This window comes from Iamia sp. SCSIO 61187 (assembly GCF_019443745.1).
GTDB lineage: Bacteria > Actinomycetota > Acidimicrobiia > Acidimicrobiales > Iamiaceae > Iamia.
This window is the reverse complement of sequence record NZ_CP050948.1, coordinates 4,087,493-4,104,018: the sequence shown is the minus strand read 5'-3', so window position 1 is coordinate 4,104,018 and position 16,526 is coordinate 4,087,493. Positions and strand designations below refer to the sequence as shown.

General features: G+C 71.7%; 14 protein-coding genes and 1 pseudogene. 12 read left to right on the top strand and 3 right to left on the bottom strand.

What is annotated here, in order from left to right:
- Positions 1-63 precede the first annotated feature (63 nt).
- From HC251_RS19770 to HC251_RS19750, 4 genes and pseudogenes are all read left to right on the top strand, one after another.
- Positions 64-345, top strand: a complete 282-nt coding sequence (locus HC251_RS19770; RefSeq protein WP_219942324.1) for a hypothetical protein — start codon at positions 64-66, stop codon at positions 343-345.
- A gap of 48 nt (positions 346-393) precedes the next feature.
- Positions 394-767 (top strand): annotated as a pseudogene (locus HC251_RS26400) (MaoC family dehydratase N-terminal domain-containing protein).
- 4 nt (positions 768-771) lie between these two features.
- Complete coding sequence (locus tag HC251_RS19755) at positions 772-924, top strand: hypothetical protein (RefSeq protein WP_219942322.1); 153 nt, start codon at positions 772-774, stop codon at positions 922-924.
- Entirely contained in the window at positions 921-1,367 is a 447-nt protein-coding gene (locus tag HC251_RS19750) for a PaaI family thioesterase (protein ID WP_219942321.1), read from the top strand. The genes HC251_RS19755 and HC251_RS19750 overlap by 4 nt, the downstream gene beginning before the upstream one ends.
- Positions 1,368-1,521: 154 nt before the next feature.
- On the opposite strand, the gene HC251_RS19745 is transcribed toward HC251_RS19750, so the two are convergent.
- Positions 1,522-2,616 carry a zinc-binding dehydrogenase gene (locus tag HC251_RS19745; RefSeq protein ID WP_219942320.1) on the bottom strand — a complete coding sequence of 365 codons (1,095 nt, stop codon included), beginning with the start codon at positions 2,614-2,616 and terminating at the stop codon, positions 1,522-1,524.
- 320 nt (positions 2,617-2,936) lie between these two features.
- Here HC251_RS19745 and HC251_RS19740 point away from each other — a divergent pair, with 320 nt between their 5' ends.
- From HC251_RS19740 to HC251_RS19725, 4 genes are all read left to right on the top strand, one after another.
- A complete protein-coding gene (locus tag HC251_RS19740) occupies positions 2,937-4,580 on the top strand; it encodes an AMP-binding protein (protein ID WP_219942319.1) in 1,644 nt (547 codons plus the stop codon).
- Positions 4,581-4,596: 16 nt separating this feature from the next.
- Entirely contained in the window at positions 4,597-6,414 is a 1,818-nt protein-coding gene (locus HC251_RS19735) for an NAD(P)/FAD-dependent oxidoreductase (RefSeq protein WP_219945750.1), read from the top strand.
- Between the two features lie 115 nt (positions 6,415-6,529).
- Positions 6,530-7,096, top strand: coding sequence for a TetR/AcrR family transcriptional regulator (locus HC251_RS19730; protein ID WP_219942318.1), 567 nt, complete (start codon positions 6,530-6,532; stop codon positions 7,094-7,096).
- Positions 7,097-7,180: 84 nt separating this feature from the next.
- Positions 7,181-8,251 carry a hypothetical protein gene (locus HC251_RS19725; protein ID WP_219942317.1) on the top strand — a complete coding sequence of 357 codons (1,071 nt, stop codon included), beginning with the start codon at positions 7,181-7,183 and terminating at the stop codon, positions 8,249-8,251.
- Between the two features lie 49 nt (positions 8,252-8,300).
- Here HC251_RS19725 and HC251_RS19720 read toward each other — a convergent pair whose 3' ends face one another.
- Together HC251_RS19720 and HC251_RS19715 are read right to left on the bottom strand one after the other, a co-directional pair.
- On the bottom strand, positions 8,301-9,911 hold the full coding sequence (locus HC251_RS19720) for an NAD(P)/FAD-dependent oxidoreductase (RefSeq protein WP_219942316.1): 1,611 nt from the start codon (positions 9,909-9,911) through the stop codon (positions 8,301-8,303).
- Positions 9,908-11,065: an acyl-CoA dehydrogenase family protein gene (locus HC251_RS19715; RefSeq protein WP_219942315.1), complete on the bottom strand. Its 1,158-nt coding sequence runs from the start codon at positions 11,063-11,065 to the stop codon at positions 9,908-9,910. Before HC251_RS19715 ends, HC251_RS19720 begins: the two co-directional genes overlap by 4 nt.
- 325 nt (positions 11,066-11,390) lie before the next feature.
- Between HC251_RS19715 and HC251_RS19710 the strand changes: the two genes are divergently transcribed.
- Genes HC251_RS19710 through HC251_RS19695 form a run of 4 tightly spaced genes read left to right on the top strand, consistent with a single transcriptional unit; the run spans position 11,391 to position 16,522 of the window.
- A complete protein-coding gene (locus HC251_RS19710) occupies positions 11,391-12,671 on the top strand; it encodes an ABC transporter substrate-binding protein (protein ID WP_219942314.1) in 1,281 nt (426 codons plus the stop codon).
- Positions 12,672-12,692: 21 nt separating this feature from the next.
- Positions 12,693-15,479, top strand: coding sequence for an ATP-binding cassette domain-containing protein (locus tag HC251_RS19705; protein WP_219942313.1), 2,787 nt, complete (start codon positions 12,693-12,695; stop codon positions 15,477-15,479).
- Positions 15,476-16,201: an ABC transporter ATP-binding protein gene (locus HC251_RS19700; protein ID WP_219942312.1), complete on the top strand. Its 726-nt coding sequence runs from the start codon at positions 15,476-15,478 to the stop codon at positions 16,199-16,201. The genes HC251_RS19705 and HC251_RS19700 overlap by 4 nt, the downstream gene beginning before the upstream one ends.
- Positions 16,202-16,522, top strand: coding sequence for a hypothetical protein (locus HC251_RS19695; protein WP_219942311.1), 321 nt, complete (start codon positions 16,202-16,204; stop codon positions 16,520-16,522).
- The last annotated feature ends 4 nt before the right edge of the window (positions 16,523-16,526 follow it).

Genomic DNA, 16,526 nt, shown 5'->3' with positions numbered 1-16,526 from the left:
CATCTTCCTCGGCGACGAGGAGCTGGCCCGTGCCGAGGTGATGGAGGCGGGCCGAGCTACGAGATGACCTGCCCGGAGCGGTTCGGTTCCGACTCCCTGGAGCGGTCCTTCCTGCGCTCCCGTGCCACCACCACCGAGGGGGGCACGTCCGAGGTCATGCGCAACATCCTGGGCGAGCGGGTGCTCGGCCTGCCTCTGGAGCCCCGGATCGACCGCGACCTTCCCTTGACCCGACGTGCCCCGATCCTGACCGCCGTACCGAGACCGCACGTGACCACCAACCCCGAGGAGCATACGATGTCCGTCCCCACCCCTGAAGCCGCCGACCCGGAGGCGCCCCGATGAGCTTCCGCTTCGTCGTCGAAGGGCAAGGTCGCCGAGTTCGCCCAGGCCGTGCGGGACGACAACTCCGCGCACCGTGATCGCGCTGCGGCCGCGCAGCAGGGCTTCGCAGGGATCCCGGCCCCGCTCACGTTCGTCGCCGCCTCGGCCCACTGGCGCACCGGACCGAACCCGCTGGCCGGGCACGACCTCGACCTGACCCGCACGCTGCACGGCGAGTCCGAGTGGCAGTACACCCGGCCCTCCTGGCCGGAGAGGAGCTCACGGTCCACCAGGACCTGGCCGGCATCGAGGAGAAGCAGGGCCGCCGCGGCGGGACGCTGCGGATCTACACCCCCGAGAACCGGTACGTGGACGCGTCCGGCCACACCGTGGTCACCGAGCGGTGGCGGTTGATCGAGACGGCGAAGGCGGTGGAGGCGTGAGCGGGTGTGGCCCGGTGACGAGCTCACCTTCACCGGCCGGGTCGTCTCGGTCGACGAGGCCTCCGGGCACGAGCGGGTGACGGTCGAGGTCGCCTGCCACACCGACACCGGCAAACGGGCCCTCTCGGGCTCCGCGGTCGCGGAGTACCCGGCGTGAGCGAGGGTGCGGAGGCCCTGAGCGAGGAGGAGCAGCAGCGCCGCCGGGCGATGATTGCCGAGCACATGCCGCGGACGCCGTTCATCTCCCTGCTCGGGCTGCAGGTCGAGACGTTCGAACCCGATGCCGTGGCCATGCGCCTCCCGTTCCGGGAGGACCTGACCAACGAGGGCGTCTACTACCACGGTGGTGCCATCGCCGGTGCCCTCGACACCTGCGGCGCGTTCGCCGCCTGGTCGAACCACGACTTCGCCAAGGGTGCCCGGGCCTCGACCGTCGGTCTGTCGATCCAGTACGTCGGTGCGTGCAAGCGCTCCGACCTCGTCTGCCGGGCCACAACGACCCGGCGGGCCAAGGAGCTGATCTTCGTCGACATCGTCGGCGAGGACGAGGCCGGGAGCCCCGTGGCCCACGCCATCCTCACCTATCGGATCGTCCCATGACCGCCGCGCCCCGCCTCGACGTCAGGCGCGGTGGCGGGCCGGTGCGGGGGCGGGCCGATCCGCGGCTGCGGCCGCCGACGCCTGATCGAGACGTGTGCATCGCGGTGTCTCACCAGGGGCGCCCCGGGCTGCGCCGGCGGGTCGCCGCCCGGCGTCACCGCCCAGGCGTGACCACGCCGTGGATGGGTGGGGTGCCGCCCTCGCCGGCCATGGTGCGAAGCAGGTCCTCGACGCCGTCGAGGCCGACGGTGACCCGATCGAGATCGGCGAAGGGGTAACGGCCCGAGGCGAGCACGTCGAGCGCGGCGCGGTAGGCGACCACGTCCACTCCGAGGGCGCCCTCGATGCGCAGCTCCTTGTACACGACGTGGTCGGGCTCGAACCCTGGCGCCCCGCCGCCGCCGCGGGTGCCGGCGATGACGATGCGTCCACCGGCGGCGGCCAGCTGCACCGCCTGGGCCACCACCTGGGGCGCCTTGGCGGTGACGTCGACGATGACGTCGGCACCCGGGCGGCCGGTGGCGGCCCGGAACGCCGCGATCGGGTCGTCCTCGGTCACGTCGACCACCAGGTCGGCGCCGAAGTCGGGGGCGGCGGCGAGGCGGGGACGATCGCGCTCGCCGGCGCCGGTCACCATCACGAAGTCGGCGCCGGCCTCCTTGGCCGCCACCGCCGCCGAGAGCCCGCGAACCCCGCAGCCGAGGACGGCCACGGCGTCGCCGGGACCGGTGCCCGGCACCGTGGCGCCCCAGCGGATGCCGGCCCCCAGCGGGTTGAACAACGTGGCCACCACCGGGTCGAGGCCCTCGGGCACCGGCAGCACCATCGAGTCCGGCGCCAGGTACTGGTGCGTGGCGTAGCCGCCCCACAGCCCCGGGTCGGTGTCGACGGACACGAACCCGTACATGGTGGTCAGGCCGTTGCGCACGCACCGCCGGTAGGTGCCGGCCCGGCAGGCGTCGCACTCCCGGCAGGACCGGAACACCTCGACCGCCACCCGCTGCCCCTCCGACACGCCCCATCGCTCGGCGGCCACCGGGCCGATCTGCTCGATCACCCCGACGGCCTCGTGACCGGGTATGAAGGCGTGTCCCGGATGGAGCTGGCCGCTGTACTGCTCGTGGTCGGTGCCGCACAGCCCGCAGGCCTCCACTCGGAGCAGGGCGTCGTCGGCACCGATCTGGGGGAGCGGCAGCTCTCGCGGCTCGAGGGTGCGTGGTGCTGCGAGCACCATGGCAGCGGCGTTCATGTCGTCCCCGGGTTCGGCGTGCGCGGTGTGTCACATTGAACTGTGACTGTTGCATGTTTCGTCCCTTCACGTTACCTTGCGCCTCCACCATCTGCTGACGGAGCGCTCGCCGTGGACACCGCATCCGTTCCCGACCCGTACCCGCTGGGGGTGAGGGCGACCCGCACCGGGGACTGCGTGCGCTCTGCCGAGACCCGGCGCGACCGCCAGGCGCCGCCGCGGGCCGTTGGCACTCCCGGGTGCCACGCGGGTACAATTCGCCGGTGGATCGGTCGCCGGGCGTCCGGAGGGCGGCGGATCCGACGACCGTTGGGGGACCGATGAGCCAGGTCAACGCTGCTGGCACGGGTTGGCAGTACGCCGACGTCTGGGACCTGGTCGCCGAGCTGCGCCCGGGCCTGGACGCCGTGGTCCACGGGGACCGGCGCACCAGCTGGGCGGCGTTCCGGGACCGCGCCGGGCGGCTGGCGTCGAGCCTCGTGGACGGCGGCGCCGGGCAGGGCGACCGGGTGGCGCAGTACCTCTACAACTGCTCCGAGTACCTGGAGGTCTCCTACGCGGCCTACCAGGCCGGGCTCACCCCGGTGAACACCAACTACCGCTACCGGGCCGACGAGCTCGCCTACCTGTGGGACAACGCCGACGCGGTGGCCGTCGTGTTCCACGGGGCCTTCACCGACACCATCGAGGCGATGCGCGACCGGGTGCCCACCGTGCGGCGGTGGCTGCTGGTCGACGATGGCAGCGGGACGTGCCCGGACTGGGCCGAGCCCTACGAGGCGATCGTGAGCACAGGGCCCGTCGGGGCCTACCAGCCCCCGTGGGGCCGCAGCGGCGACGACATCGTGATGATTTACACCGGTGGCACCACCGGCATGCCCAAGGGCGTGATGTGGCGCCATGACGACATGTTCCGGTCCTTCAACGTCGTCGGGGACCCTGACGAGTGCGACCTCGGCGCCGTGCGTGACCGGCTGAGCGCGGCCGAAGAGTCGCCGGTGGGCATCCCCGGATCGCCGCTCATGCACGCCACGGGGTACATGTTCGCCAAGAGCATGCTGGTCCAGGGCGGGACCGTGGTCACGCTGCCGGACCGGCACTTCGACGTGCGGTCCCTGCTCGCCACCATCGAGCGCGAGGGCGTCACGGCCGTGGCCATCGTGGGCGACGCCTTCGCCCGGCCGATCCTGGAGGCGCTCGACGCCGCTCCGGGCCAACGGGACCTCTCGAGCCTGCAGCTGCTCGTGTCGGCCGGTGTGATGTGGAGCGCCGAGACCAAGGCCGGCCTCGCCCGCCACCTCCCCGGCACCCTGTTTGCCGATCTGCTCGGCTCCACCGAAGCCAACGGGTTGGGTTCATCGGTGTCGGGGGCCGGCTCCGACCCGTCCACGGCCACGTTCTCCCTCGGTGCGCTCGCCATGGTCATCGACGAGGACGACAACGTGCTCGGGCCCGGCGGTGCCGGTCTGCTCGCCGTCGGCGGACCAGGACCGGTCGGCTACCACAAGGACCCTGACAAGACGGCGGCCACCTTCCGCACCGTCGCCGCCCAGCGGGTATCGGTGCCGGGCGACTGGGCCCGGGTCGAGGACGACGGCAGCATCACCCTGCTCGGCCGGGGGTCGCTGTGCATCAACACCGGCGGCGAGAAGGTCTTTCCCGAAGAGGTCGAGGAGGCCCTCGAGTCGCACCCGGCCGTGCGAGACACGACCGTGGTGGGGGTGCCGGACCCGGCCCTCGGCGAGGCGGTCGCAGCCGTCGTGTCCCTCGCCGACGGCCACTCGGTCACGGCCGAGGACCTGATCGCCCACGTCAAGCGGCGCATCGCCGGGTACAAGGCGCCGCGCCACGTACTGATCGTGGACGACGTGGGGCGGGCCCCGAACGGCAAGGCGGACTACGCCGGCAGCCGTCGGCGGCTGCTCGATCACCTGTCAGTCCCGTCCCCTACCCCGGCTCCTTGAGGGACGTGTCGAAAGGATCTCCCGTGTCACCGAGTGCCGCACCCGACCTCGACAAAATGCGCTGAAGGCGAAGTACCGCCAGGAGCGCGACAAGCGGCTCCGCCCGGACGGGAACGCCCAGTACCAGCGCTTGGCCGGGCGGTTCGCCCACTACGCGGTGGACCCGTACCTGCCGGTCGCGCCGCGTGACCCGATCACCGACGGCGTGACGGTGGCGATCATCGGTGGCGGCTTCGCCGGGCTCCTCACCGGGGCCCGGCTCGCCGAGGCTGGGATCACCAGTGTCCGCATCATCGACAAGGGCGGGGACTTCGGCGGGACCTGGTACTGGAACCGGTACCCCGGTGCCCAGTGCGACACCGCGTCGATGGTGTACATGCCGCTGCTCGAGGAGACCGGGCACATGCCCACCGAGAAGTACGCGCACGGCCCGGAGATCCTCGAGCACTGCCAGCGGATCGGCAAGCACTTCGGTCTCTACGACGGCGCCCTGTTCCACACTGAGGTCACCGGTCTCGAGTGGGACGAGGAGCGGGCGCGCTGGGTCGTGCGCACCGACCGGGGCGACGAGTTCACCGCCCAGTTCCTGTCGATGGGAACCGGACCGCTTCACGTCCCCAAGCTGCCCGGGGTGCCCGGCATCGACGAGTTCGAGGGCCACGCGTTCCACACCAGCCGCTGGGACTACTCCTACACCGGTGGTGACCCCACCGGTGCGCCGATGACCGGTCTCGCCGACAAGCGGGTGGCGGTCATCGGCACGGGGGCCACTGCCGTGCAGTGCGTGCCCCGCCTCGCCCACCACGCCGGCGATCTGTTCGTCTTCCAGCGGACCCCGTCGTCGGTCGACGTGCGCGGCAACCACCCCATCGACCCCGAGTGGTTCGCCGGCATCGCCACGCCAGGGTGGCAGCAGCGCTGGCTCGAGAACTTCACCATGAACCAGACCGGGGCCCTGGTCGAGGAAGACCTGGTCATGGACGGTTGGACCGAGCTGGCCCGGCGCATCCTGCACCGCATCGCCTCGCTCGAGGGTCCTGTCGACCTCCCCCGGATCATGGACGCCGTCGAGGACGCCGACTTCGAGAAGATGGAGCAGATCCGGGCTCGTTGCGACGAGGTGGTGGAGGATCCGGAGACGGCTCAGAAGCTGAAGGCCTGGTACCGCCAGCTGTGCAAGCGGCCCTGCTTCCACGACGAGTACCTGCAGGCCTACAACAACCCCAACGTCCACCTGGTGGATACCGACGGCAAGGGCGTGGAGCGGATCACTCCGACCGGCGTCGTGGTCTCCGGCGTCGAACACGAGGTCGACTGCATCATCTTCGCCTCCGGCTTCGAGGTCGGCACGCCCTTCACCGAACGGGCCGGCTACGACCCCATCGGACGTGGTGGTCGGCGACTGTCGCAGTACTGGGCTGACGGGATGCGGACCCTGCACGGCATGCACGTGCACGGCTTCCCGAACCTCTTCATCACCCAGCTCGGCCACGGTGCCAACCTCATCTCGAACGTCCCCCACAACTTCACCGAGACCTCGAGGGCGGTCGCCGCCGTGGTGCGTCACGCCGTGGAGGGCGGCCATCGCGTCGTGGAGGTGACCGAGGACGCTGAGCAGGCGTGGATGGAGCTGATCTCGGGCGGGGGGACGACGGCCGTGGGGTCCGCGCTCGGTTCGGCCGACTGCACCCCGGGTTACTACAACAACGAGGGCCAGCCCGGCGCCGGCTTCGCCGGAGAGATCGCCAAGGGCCACCCCGGCGGGCCCATGTCGTTCTTCGAGCACCTGCGCGGCTGGACCGCCGGGGGCTTCGATGGCGTCGAGTTCCGGTAGGGCGCGGGACGACTACGAGCCAGGGGCCCGGGGCACTCGCATGGGCGCGGCGACGCGCTGACGGGTGGACCGCGGCTCGCCGGGGCCGGCGCAGCACTGCCCTATGGTCGGTGCCGTGCCCGGCGACGACCACCGTCCCCACGGGGAGCAGGAGGTGAAGGAGGCGATCGTGGCCGCCGCCGCCCGCCTGTTCGCCGAGAAGGGCCCTACCGCCACGTCGCTGCGGGAGATCGCCGCCGTGGCCGGCGTGAACCACGGGCTCATCCACCGTCACTTCGGGACGAAGCGCCAGCTGGTCCGAGCCGTACACGACCACCTGGCCGAGCGGCTGGCCGCGGCCGAACCCTTCGGCGAGGCCACGCTCGACAGCGCGCTGCGCGCCTTCCACACCCTCGAGGATGATCGCGCCTACTGGACCGTGCTGACCCGCGCCATGCTCGACGGCGAGCTGGGCGAGGTGCTCAGCTCCGACCTCCCCGGCGCTCGCCGGATGGTGGAGACGCTGGAGGCGGCCCTGCCCGACGGCGCACCCATCGGCGCCGCCGACCTCGTGGCCATGGGCTTCGCCTTCTCGCTCGGCTGGCTCCTGCTGCGGGACTTCATCCAGGTCGCGACCGGCGGGGGGGACGACGTGCCCGAGCAGTGGTTCTCGGCCATGGCCGCCCTGCTCGCACCCCGCTGACGAGCGGCACCCTTGCCGCGCTGTAGACATCCGACTACGCTACGACCGAGGGTCGGGCCGCCGACCCGAGACGAGGATGACGCCATGGCCCACGCGCTCGAGTTCAGCTCCGAAGAGCTCCTGGCCAGCGACGAGATCGAGGAGCCGCTCCTGGCCGGCGGTGTGCGCTGCCACGGCGGGTTCCTCTCCGACGGCAGCTACGTTTCGCCCCGCACCAAGTTCCGCCGGCCGGCGCTGGCCGCCTGGCAGGATCAGCATCGCCAGGACTTCGGCACCGAGATCCTGCACGCCCCCGTCGAGACGTGGCCGGGGAACTACCCCAGCGTCGAGCAGGCTCGGCTCCTGCTCCGCCGCGGTGTGCGAGAGCCGATCGTGGCAAACCTCACGCGCATCGGCACGGTGGAGGGCTTCGGCGCGATGATCCGCTTCCTCGCCCCACCGGACATGCAGCGGTTCTTCGACGACGACATCCGGGGCACGGCCCTGGACCACCTGTCCAAGGGCCTCGTCGAGGCCCACGCCCGCGACGAGGCCGGCCACGGCGACGAGGCCGGCCACGACCGCATGTGGTACGCCGTGCGCGACATCGCCTTCGAGAACCCGGTCACCGAGGACGAGACGGAGCTCATGCTGCGGCGCATGGGGATCGCCCCCGCCGGGGAACCCGACCCGGACGGGGCCCGGCAGCGGTTCCTCGGCAAGCGCACCTTCGAGGACCTCGACGTCGGCCTCGAGATGCTGATCTCCACCATGCTGCGGGTGCTGTTCGTGGAGATCAAGGCCTTCCACGTCTTCGCCTGGGCCGAGGAGCTCCTGTCCGACCCCGATCTGGTGGCCGGCGACGGCGAGGCGGGCCGTCTCGTGTCCTACATCCGCGCCGACGAGACGCCCCACGTCGAGTACCTGCGCACCGCGCTCACCGAGATGCGCGACCGCACCTTCGTCGGTGAGTCGGGGAAGCGCTACCCGGGCACCGACATCATCGGCCAGCTGTGGGACGCGTCGCTGGCCGAGTCGCTCGGGTTGCTCGAGGAGCAGAACCGGGCGGCCACCGTCGCCGAGCTGGAGCTCGCCGTCTCCTCCCGGCCCAACAGCGCCGGCCTGCTCGCCGAGTTCCACAGCCTCGCTGCTCCTCTGGCGGCGACGGAGGGCTGATCGGCGGGCGAGCCGGTCCCGCCTGCCCGCCGCCTCGGGGGCGGGTCCCTCAGCCCGGGTCGTCCAGCGCGAAGCCGCGGTAGCCGTCGGCTGCTGACTCCCGGCACGACGCCAGGTACAGCTGCAGGCCGCCCGGCCAGTTGAGCATCTCCCGGGGCTTGCCCGGGATGTTGGCGCCCATGTACCACGAGTCGGCCCGGGGGAACAGCGTCATGTCGGCGATGGAGTGCACCATCGTCCGCCACTCCTCTTCGGCCTCTGCGGTGGCCTCGATGCGGGTGGTGCCCGTGTCGCGCAGGTGGGCGAGCAGCTCGACGACCCAGTCTCCCTGCACCTCGGCGCAGGTGGGACCGTTGCAGAACCCCGATGGGCTCTGCGGCCCGTACAGGAACAGCAGGTTGGGGAAGCCGTGGCTGGACAAGCCGAGGTGGGTGAGGACACCGCCCGCCCAGTGGTCGCGCAGGGTCTCACCGTTGCGGCCACGCAGGTCGATGCTCACCAGGCCGCCGGTGACGGCGTCGAATCCGGTGGCCATGACCAGCAGGTCGCAGGGGTGCTCGCCCGCCGTGGTGCGGACCCCTGTGGGGGCGATCGACCCGATCGGCGACCGACGGAGGTCCACCAGCTCGACGTTGTCCTGGTTGAAGGCGTCGTAGTACCACTGCTCCAGCGACGGGCGCTTCACCCCGAACGGGTGGGGCGGTTCGGCCGGCGCGAGGACCTCGGCGACGGCGGGGTCGTGCACCCGCTCGTGGACCTTGGCGCGCCAGAAGACGTACGCGGTGCGGTTGGCCGCCTCGTCGAGGAGCAGGTCGGAGTAGCCGCCGGCCCAGAACGCGAACCCGCCCTCCTGCCACAGGCGCTCGTAGGTCTCGAGGCGCTCGTCCGCCGACACGTCGAAGGTGTTGACCCCATGTTCGGGGTAGGCGAAACCGCTGTTGGTCTGGGTGCGCCGCTCGAAGATCGCCGGGTACTCCGCCTTGGCCTCGTCCTGGTCCTCACGGCTGAGGCTTCGCTGCTGCATGGCCAGCGCCATGATCGGCGTGCGCTGGAACACCGTGACGTGCTCGGCCACCCGGGCCGCCTCTTGGACCACCTGCACGCCACTCGCGCCGGTGCCGATCACCGCCACCCGCCGGCCGGTCAGGTCGACCCCCCCCTGGGGCCAGTGGGCGGTGTGGGACCAGTTGCCTTCGAAGGTGTCCAGGCCGGGGATGTCGGGCACGTGGGCCTTGGCCGCGAACCCGGTGCACATCACCACGAAGCCGGTGCGCAGAGTGTCGCCGGCATCGGTGCGCAGCTCCCAGCACCGCTGGGCCTCGTCCCAGGCGCCGGCGGTGACCCTGGTCTCGAAGCGGATGTCGTCGCGCAGGCCCCAGACGGAGTCGACGTGGTCGAAGTAGCGGCGCAGCGCCTGCCAGTCGGGGAAGCGCTCGTCCCAGTACCAGTCCTGCCACAGCGCAGGGTCGGAGTACTCGTAGAGCGGCACGTGCGAGTCGACGCGGGCGCCCGGGTAGCAGTTCCAGTACCAGATGCCGCCCAGCCCGGTGCCGGCTTCAAGCAGGGTCACCCGCAGACCGAGGTCGCGCAGGTGGTGCAGCTGGTACAGCCCGGCGAAGCCGGCGCCGACGACGACGACATCGTGGTCGGGGGTGCTCATCGCCGCCTGGCCTCCACCCACGACAGGCCCTGCTCCACGTCGACGTCGTGGGGGAGGCCCAGCACACGCTCGCCGATGATGTTCCGCTGCACCACGCCAGTGCCGCCGCCGACGGTGAGGGCGGGGGCGAAGAGGAACCCGTGGGCCCACAGATCGGCGTCGCCACCGAAGGGTCCCACGTCGTCGCGCACGCCCGCCGTGCCAGCCAGGTCCTTGGCCACCTCCATGATGTGCTGCCCGTGCTCGTCGGCCATCACCTTGCGGATCGATGCCTCCGGCCCCGGAGGCTCACCCTTGATCGCGGCCGTGACCGTGCGCAGGCGGATCAGCCGCAGAAGCTCGGACTCGATGTAGAGCCGGGCGAGCCGCTGGCGCAGCAGCGGATCGTCGACGTGGCCGTGGTCCCGGACCACGTCGAGGAGGTCATCGGCGGTGGGTCCGTGGCCCCACAGCGCCCCGCCGGAGGACAGCGAGACCCGCTCGTTGCCCAGGGTCACCTTGGCCAGCGACCAGCCGCGGTTCTCCTCTCCCACGAGGTTCTCGGCCGGGATGCGCACGTCGGTGAGGAACACCTCGTTGAACGTGTGACCTCCGGTCATCTCGATGATCGGGCGGATCTCGATGCCCGGTGCGTCCATGGGACAGATGAAGTACGACACCCCCTGGTGCTTGGGCTGATCCGGATCCGTGCGGGCGATGAGGATGCCATAGGCGGAGAACTGGGCCAGCGACGTCCAGATCTTCTGCCCGTTGACCACGTACTCGTCGCCGTCGCGCACCGCCCGGGTGCCCAGGTTGGCCAGGTCGGAGCCGGCCTGAGGCTCGGAGAACAGCTGGCACCAGACCTCCTCGCCCGCCAGCAGCGGCATGAGGTAGCGGTCCTTGTGCTCCTGGGTGCCGGCGTGGAGGATCGTCGGGCCGGCCCAGCCGATGCCGATCGGGTTCATCGGCCGGTGCGCGCCCGCCCGCTTGAGCTCGTCGTCGATCACCAGCTGCCGGATCGGGTCAGCATCCATCCCCCACGGCGCCGGCCAGTGCGGCGCCACGTAACCGGCCTCGGCCAGCTGGCGTCCGCTCGGCTGCGGGTGCTCCCGCAGCCAGTCCCGCACCGACCTGCGGTCCGGGTGGTCGTCGCCCGGCAGGTCGAAGTCCATCAGCTCGCTCCTGTCCCTCGATCACAACGGACAGTAGCGGCGTGCGACACGCGACGGGAATCGTCTCGCAAACCGGGGGAGGGCCAGGGGCCCGCAAGCCCGCCGGCGTCGCAGCGCCGCCCGTGCGGCGCCCTCGGCGACGCAAGCACGGCGTGGTCCGGCGGCCACGGCGCGGCGCCGCACGCTCAGCGGCAGAGGGGACCCGGGGACCAGCGGTCGGAGCGGTGGCTGGGCACCGGGGTCGCCGGGTTGACCCTCGCGCGACGTGGGATGCCTATAGTCTCGTGTGACACGGGACACTGGGTCCGGTGCCGAAGGGGGCTTCGTGATCGCGACCAGACGGTGGATGGGCCTGCTGTTGGCCGGTGTGCTGTTGCTCAGTGCGTGCGGTGCCGATGACGAATCGTCGTCCGCCGACGGCGACGCCTCGGTGGATGGGGGCGCCGGCGAGCCGTCCCAGACGCCAGAGGGGGAGGCCGAGATCGAGGACAGCACCACGGGTGTCACCGACTCCACCATCAAGATCGGCGTCCACGCCCCGGAGACCATCGGCGGCATCGACATCGGAGACATCCTCGGGCTGGCCGACCTCACCCAGCTCTACTGGGACACCGTGAACGAGCAGGGGGGCATCCACGGGCGCGAGGTGGAGGTGACCCTGGTCGATGACGGCTACGACGCGAACGCCGCCCAGCAGGCCTGCCGGGACCTGATCAGCGATGAGCTGCTCTTCGTCTCGGGCACCTCGGGCGCCGACCAGATCACCACGTGCGCCAACCTGGCGACCGAGAACCAGTTGCCCTACCTCAGCCTCGGGGTCGCCGAGGCCGGCCTGGTCGACAAGCCGGGGTACCGGGCCATGACCATGACCTACGAGATGATGTCGGACCTCATGGCCGAGTACATCCTCGCCGAGCTGACGGACACGGAGACCCCCGTCGCCATGGTTCGCTTCAACAGCCCGAGCTCCGAGGGTGCCCAGGACGCGTTCACCGCCAAGATGGACGAGCTCGGCGGCAACGTCGCCGCCGCCGACGCGGTGGACAAGCAGGGCAATGCCAACGAGCTCACCGCCGAGTGCGTGAAGCTGAGCAACCTCGACGTCGAGGTGGTGTTCATGATCTTGGTGCCGACGGTGTCGACGCAGCTCGCGCGGCTGTGCGCCGAACAGGGCTTCACGCCCCAGTACGTGACCGTCTCGAACACCTTGTCGTGCGCGTCGGAGCCGCCGATCGGCGTCCCTGAGCTGGTCGGCTGCCAGTCGTTCGCGGCCGTGCGGGGCGACGTCACCGACAACCCCCTGGCTCGCGAGGCCGAGGAGGCGTGGGCCGCCGCCTACCCCGACCGGGACGCCCCCGACGAACTGGTGACCTTCTGGGGTCTGTTCGACGTGTACCGCGAGGCGATGGACCAGGCCGGACCGGACCTGAGCACCGGTGCGTTCCTCGAAGCGCTCGACTCCATGCAGTACGACAACGGGCTGGCCAACCCGATCGACTTCGGCGGCGACAGGGTCGGCGCCGACAGCATCGTCGTGGTCGAGGCCACCGGTGAGGCACCATGGGAACGTGAGCTGGTGTCCGAGTGGACCTCCAGCTTCGGCTGAACAGCCAGATCGCCGCCCTCGATGGAAGAGCTGCTCACCTTTGTGGTCGTCGGCATCGCCGGGGGCTCCACCTATGCGCTGCTGGCACTCGGCCTGGTGCTCGTCCACAGCGTCTCTCGTGTGCTCAACTTCGCGCAGGGTGCCTTCGGCACCCTCGCCGCCTTCATCGCCGCCAGCATCGCCATGGGCCACGACCTGCCATGGCCGCTGGCGGTGGCGGCCGGGGTGGCCGTGGGCGCCGCAGTGGGGGCGGCCACGGCGGTGGTGCTGCTCGGTCGTGACGGTGGGATCCTCCCCCCACTGGTGGGAACCGTCGGGCTCCTGTCGGCGACGACTCTGATCGAGGCCCGCTGGCTCGGCGGGACCCGGCCGTTCCCCACCCTGGTGTCCGGCGACGGTGTCGAGCTGGCCGGGGTCGTGCTCACCCCGACCCGCATCCTCGTCGTCGCCGTCGCCGCCGGCGCCGGCGTCGCCCTGTGGTTGGGTCTCGAGCGGACCCGGATCGGCTTGGCGTTGCGGGCCGGCGCCGACAACCGCGAGGGCGCTCGCATCGTCGGCCTCGACCCGCGTCGGCTCGAGGTTGCGGCCTGGAGCGCGGCCGGCGCCCTCGGCGCCCTCGCTGGCGTGTTGTCCGGGTGGACGACCCAGAGCATCACCCCCGGGTTCCTCATCGCCGTGCTCCCGCAGGCCTTCGCCGCCGCCATGCTCGGCGGCATGATCAGCCTGCCCGGCGCCATCCTCGGTGGCCTGGTCGTCGGCGTTGCGGAGAGCCTCACCCGGCTCTACTGGGGCGGCACCCCCGGCGCCCCGGAGATGGTCGTCTTCGTCGTGCTCGGCGCCGTGCTGCTGCTCCGTCCCCAGGGGCTCTTCACCCGGGCCCGGCGTGGTCTCGCCTTCGAGGGATCCGAGTCGTTGGTCCGCCTGCCGCCGATGGTGCGCGACCCGCGCCTGGGGTCGGCGTTCGCAAGGGCCGTGGGCCCGACCGGGCCAGCGCTGGCCGTGGTGGCCACTGTCGTGATCGCCGGTGCGGTGTCCGGTCCCGACGCCTTCAAGCTGTCGGCCCTGCCGGTGTACGCGCTGCTGGCCCTCAGCCTCAACTTCCTGGCCTCGGCCACCGGGCAGCTGTCCCTCGGCCATGCCGGCCTCTTCGGGCTCGGCGCCTTCGGCGCGGCGATCGCCACCACCACCTGGGAGCTGCCGCCCATGCTGGGCTTCATGGCCGGGCCGGTGCTGGCCGGGGCCGCCGCCGCCGCCCTCGGCGCCGCCTCGCTGCGGGTCCGTGGGCTCTACCTGGCTGTCTTGACGCTGGCGTTCGGGGTGGTGCTGCAGGCGTTCGTGTTCCCCACCGAGACGTTCTCCCAAGGCGGCGCTGGCCTGACGCTCGGGCGCCCCGAGATCGGCCCGTTCGACCTCGGCGACGACGGCACCTTTCTGGCCGCCTGCGGGATCCTCCTGGTGCTCGTCTGGGTCGGCCTGCGCCGCCTCGAGCGGGTCCCGCTGCTGCGGGGCCTGGTCGCCATCCGCGAGAACCAGACGGCGGCGTCGACCCGGGGCATCGACGCCACCCGGCTGGGGGTGGTCGGCTTCACCATCTCCGGCGTCCTGGCCGGGCTGGCCGGGTCGACCTACGCCTTCCGCCAGGGCATCGTGGTGGCCTCGGTCTTCCCGGTGCAGCTGTCGCTCACGATCGTGGTCTGGGTGGTGCTCGGCGGGCTCGGGTCCCGGGCGGGGGTCGTCGCCGTCGCCGTCGGTTTCACCCTGATCGACCTCTACGCCTCGGGCAGCAACCAGATCGTCACGCTGGTCGCCGCGGTGATCGTGGTGCTGCTCATCGGTCGCCAGCCCCTGGGCGCCGGAGGGGCCCTGCGCGCCCTGCTCGAGCGTCGCCATCTCGCACGACCCACGGGCGGCGTCGACGAGCGAGCAAGGAGGCACGCGGCGTCCGAGCTCGCGGCGCCGGCACCGGTCGTCCCGGGTCCGGTCGTGGTCCGGATGCCCGACCGCGAGATGCTCCGGCCCGTCCTGCTCAGTGCCCGCGATGTCACGGTGCGCTTCGGCGGCAACGTCGCCATCGCCTCCTTGTCGCTCGACGTCCATCCCGGTGAGGTCGTCGGCATCCTCGGGCCCAACGGGGCGGGCAAGACCACGACGTTCAACGTCCTGAGCGGTTTCATCACCCCGTCCCAGGGCGAGGTCTGGTTCCGCGGCCACGCCATATCCGAGCTCACGCCCGCCGAGCGGACCCGACGCGGTCTCGGCCGATCGTTCCAGCAGGGCGGACTGTGGCCGTCGGAGACGGCTCATGCCAACCTGCTCATGGCCCAGTACGGGCGGGCGACCGGGACGTCCTACGGTGACGCGGTCGGGCTGTCGCCGGACCAGTTGCGCCGCGACCGCAAGCGGGCCAGCGTCGCCGACGAGGTGCTCGAGGTGCTCGGCCTGGGCTACGCGGCCCGGCGTCCGGTCGGCACCTTGCCCTACGGGCACCGCAAGGTCCTCGAGATCGGCTGTGCCGTGGCCACGAGGCCGGTGGCGCTGCTCCTCGACGAGCCGGCCGCGGGCCTCCACGGCGCCCAGAGCGAGTGGGTCGCCCAGGCCATCGCTGCGCTGCGCCGGGAGCTTGGCATCACGGTGGTCGTCATCGAGCACGATGTCGGCCTCGTGCGGTCGGTCTCCGACCGGATCTACGTGCTCGACTTCGGAAGCGTGCTCACCGAGGGCCGGCCCGACGAGGTGCTCTCCCGGCCCGAGGTGATCGAGGCCTACCTCGGCCAGCCCGTGGCCGCCCCCGGGCCGGTGCCATCGTGACCGCCGCCTTGTCGGTGCGAGGGCTGGTGGCCGGCTACGGCGGAGTGCCCGTGGTGCGCGCCATCGAGCTCGACGTCTCGCCGGACACGTTCCTGGCCGTCGTCGGCGCCAACGGCGCCGGCAAGTCGACCACACTGCGGGCGATCATGGGGCTGTGCGAGGTCTTCGCCGGCACCGTCGAGCTCGGCGGCACGTCGCTGGACGGCACGCGCACGAGTGATCGGGTGCTCGCCGGCCTCGCCCTGTGCCCAGAGGGCCGGGAGGTCTTCCCCTCCCTGTCGGTCGAAGAGAACCTCCTCACCGGTGCCATCGCGGGCCAGGGGTGGACCGGGCGCAGGGACGCGCTCGATCGGGTCTACGAGTTGCTGCCCCGGCTGGGGGAGCGCCGCGGCCAGTCCGCCGGGACGATGTCGGGCGGCGAGCAGCAGCAGCTGGCGGTGGGGCGGGCCCTCATGAGCGGCCCGACTGTCCTGCTCGTCGACGAGGCGTCGCTCGGCCTCGCCCCGGTCATGGTCGACCGGGTCTTCGAGATCCTGGCCAACATCCACGCATCGGGCACCGCCGTGGTGGCCGTGGAACAGAACATCCGCATCAGCAGCGTCGCCACGCACATCGTCGTGCTCGAGCAGGGGACCATCAGCGACCGGCTCGTGGCCGACGATGTCGGCGGCGGCTTGTACCAGGCTGCCCAGGCGGCCTACTTCGGAACCGGAGGAACCTGAATGCGCGACATCGATGCCGACACCACGGAGGCCGCGACGCCGATCGTCGACTGGGGTGCGCTGCGCGAGCTGGTCAGCGACGATGCCGCAGAGCTGGGTCGCAGGCGTCGTTCGGTGGCGCTCACCGTCGCCATCGTCGCGTGGATCTCCGCGTTCGTGCTGGTGTGGATCTGCTGGGACCAGGTGGCGTCCCGCGACATCGTCGCCGACCAGCTGCCGTTCCTTGCCAGCAGCGGCTTGGCGGCCATCGTCTCTGCCATCATCGGCGGCGCCGCCCTGGTCGTGGCCTTCCTCCCCACGGGATCTGCGTCGTCGCGCTAGTGGC

Excerpts from the sequence above, each read along its gene's own strand:
- HC251_RS19770 (WP_219942324.1), top strand. The coding sequence starts at position 64 with ATGACCTGCCCGGAGCGGTTCGGTTCCGACTCCCTGGAGCGGTCCTTC.
- HC251_RS19745 (WP_219942320.1), bottom strand. The coding sequence starts at position 2,616 with ATGAACGCCGCTGCCATGGTGCTCGCAGCACCACGCACCCTCGAGCCG.
- HC251_RS19740 (WP_219942319.1), top strand. The coding sequence starts at position 2,937 with ATGAGCCAGGTCAACGCTGCTGGCACGGGTTGGCAGTACGCCGACGTC.
- HC251_RS19725 (WP_219942317.1), top strand. The coding sequence starts at position 7,181 with ATGGCCCACGCGCTCGAGTTCAGCTCCGAAGAGCTCCTGGCCAGCGAC.
- HC251_RS19720 (WP_219942316.1), bottom strand. The coding sequence starts at position 9,911 with ATGAGCACCCCCGACCACGATGTCGTCGTCGTCGGCGCCGGCTTCGCC.
- HC251_RS19715 (WP_219942315.1), bottom strand. The coding sequence starts at position 11,065 with ATGGACTTCGACCTGCCGGGCGACGACCACCCGGACCGCAGGTCGGTG.
- HC251_RS19705 (WP_219942313.1), top strand. The coding sequence starts at position 12,693 with ATGGAAGAGCTGCTCACCTTTGTGGTCGTCGGCATCGCCGGGGGCTCC.
- HC251_RS19695 (WP_219942311.1), top strand. The coding sequence starts at position 16,202 with ATGCGCGACATCGATGCCGACACCACGGAGGCCGCGACGCCGATCGTC.